We start from the raw sequence: 2077 nt of genomic DNA, 5'->3' as shown, positions 1-2077 counted from the left end.
CGAGCAGTCGGACACTGGCCGTGGTCAGGGTGTAGAGCAGCTCCGCGGGATCGAAATCGGGGCCGCCGGTGTCGGCCAGGCTCAGCAATGTCTCGGCCAACGACTGATCCACGACCGCCACCGCCCGCCGCCCAGCGACGTGCCTATAGGCGACGTCTGGGCTCTTCAGTACCCCGGGGTCCAGGCTTGCAACCTCTGGGAGCGGCGACGCGCGAAGGCGCCGTCCGTCCGCTCGGGGCCTCTCCCTTCGCGGCGCGGGCCTGGTCCTGCTGGGAGTCGGGGCATCGTCGGTGCGAGCTTCCACAGCACGTCGCGGTGGGCACTGACGTCCCGGCCGAGGACACCCTGCTGGCGGTCGGTGACCTCGACGGAAGCGGCGCAGGTGGCGTCGGCGGTGGTGTTGGTGGCGGCTCCGACTGCTCCCAGCTCGCCTCATCGCGGCCGGCGGCATACCTGGCCTCCCACTGCCAGCCGGTCAGGGGCTCGATGAGCTCGGCTCTTTCGCGGAGGCAGGGCGTCCCGGGCGCTGGTGGTTGAGTGTCGGCGAGGCTCCCGGTAGTCCGCTCGCGGCTCTCCTCGGTGGTCGCCTTCGCGAGTGCGGTCTCGGGTCAGAGCGTGTGGAGGCTCCGGGCGGCCCCATTGCGTCGTCGGCCCCCGAAAGAGTCCCTGTCGAGGCGGGCGGCTCGGGCTGTCTCGGCCAGGTCGAGCAGGTGGGAGACGCGCAGCCTCTGGGAGATCTGGCCCCGCTCTGGCTGGCGTTGTTTGGCACAGGAGCGTGGTCAGTCGCCGGAGCCGCCACACTCGTGCCATCGGTTGTCCTGTGCGCGGCGCTCCCCGGGGTTGGCCAACCTGGTCTCGATGATGTTCTTAGCGAGTTCGCTGAGGGGACGGCCCAGCGTCGCCGCCTCGATCTTGAGGAGGTAGGCCGCTTCGTCGACGGTGAGTCCGTGGCGGCCGGCGAGGAAGCCTTCGGCCTGGGCGATCACTGCCGAGCAGTGGACGCGGTCCGCGGAATCTTCGTTGTTGATCACGAAGGTCCCCTTGCCGTAGAGATGGTCAACGGAGCCGACACGGCGAGGACTGGGCCGCGAAGCGAATGGCCACGGTGGCGCACAAAGCAGGAGTGTGTCCAGCGTCCGGACCCGGACGGCCCACCGCCCACCTGGCGCATACGGCAGGGCCGGTGTCTCTTCCCCTGCGGCTCGGAGTCGCTCCGGCCGGCTCATCCGAGGCCCGGGCCACCGCCGCCGGGGTCGTCGAGGCGACGCACCGAATCGCGACCAGCACCGAGGACGGGACCGCCTTCACATCATCCGCAACAGGCCCGCCCGGCGCTGCGTCGTACGCGCTCCGGAGTCACGACACCGAGTGGGACTGCTGCAGTGGTGCGCCTGGGGACCCTGGACCTGCTGACTCGTCCCGCCGACCGGTCGCGTGCAGGAGGCTCGCCCGGCTACTCGTCGTCGGCGACGAGCTCGGCGCAGTTGGAGCGGCAGGCATACACCGGGTGCCCGGTCGAGGCAGCCACCCCCACCACCACCTGCGCAATCGGTGAGAGCAGCAGCGCCCCACCGCACATCACACACGCCACGCCCTCGGCCGCCAGCTCACCCAGCACGTACCAACACCGGTCCGCCCGCGCCATGAGCACCTCCCGCTCCGTCCGGTCGTGAGCCGACGCTGGTGCGCCCACCACCTGCCCTTACCGCTCGCCGCCTGGTGCTCGACGTCGCTTCACGGTAGGCGGTTACTGGCCGGTAGAGAGCGTCCCGGCGCCCCTCGCCGGCCTGACATCCGTAGGACTATCTGCGCGAACGCCCGGCGCGGGCGCTTGCGCGTCGGGAGGACAGCGAGTGCCCGGGAACGATCGCCTGGTCATCTGGGCGGGTGGACATCCGCGGGGTGCTGTGGTTGTGACCTACCCCCGCGCCGGGCGAGCTCCGCTCAGGCGGTAGCTCCCGGGTCACAGCGAGGGCCCGGCGCTCTCGAGCCCCCAGCGGGCGACGGCGTCGCGGTGCGCCACCCCGGTGGCCCGGGCGATGGTGCGCCAGCTCGCCCCGTCGGCGCGGGCGGCGGC

2 protein-coding genes are annotated in these 2077 nt (G+C 71.7%); both read right to left on the bottom strand.

The features are described 5' to 3' along the window. Positions 1-779 precede the first annotated feature (779 nt). Positions 780-1031: an ANTAR domain-containing protein gene (locus AC0CYZ_RS13285; RefSeq protein WP_472216022.1), complete on the bottom strand. Its 252-nt coding sequence runs from the start codon at positions 1029-1031 to the stop codon at positions 780-782. Positions 1032-1453: 422 nt separating this feature from the next. Next, entirely contained in the window at positions 1454-1618 is a 165-nt protein-coding gene (locus tag AC0CYZ_RS13280; RefSeq protein ID WP_472216020.1) for a hypothetical protein, read from the bottom strand. Positions 1619-2077 lie beyond the last annotated feature (459 nt).

Source organism: Actinomycetospora sp. (genome assembly GCF_055612215.1).
Note: the sequence above shows the minus strand (reverse complement) of the source record. Positions and strands in the feature narration are given on the sequence as shown.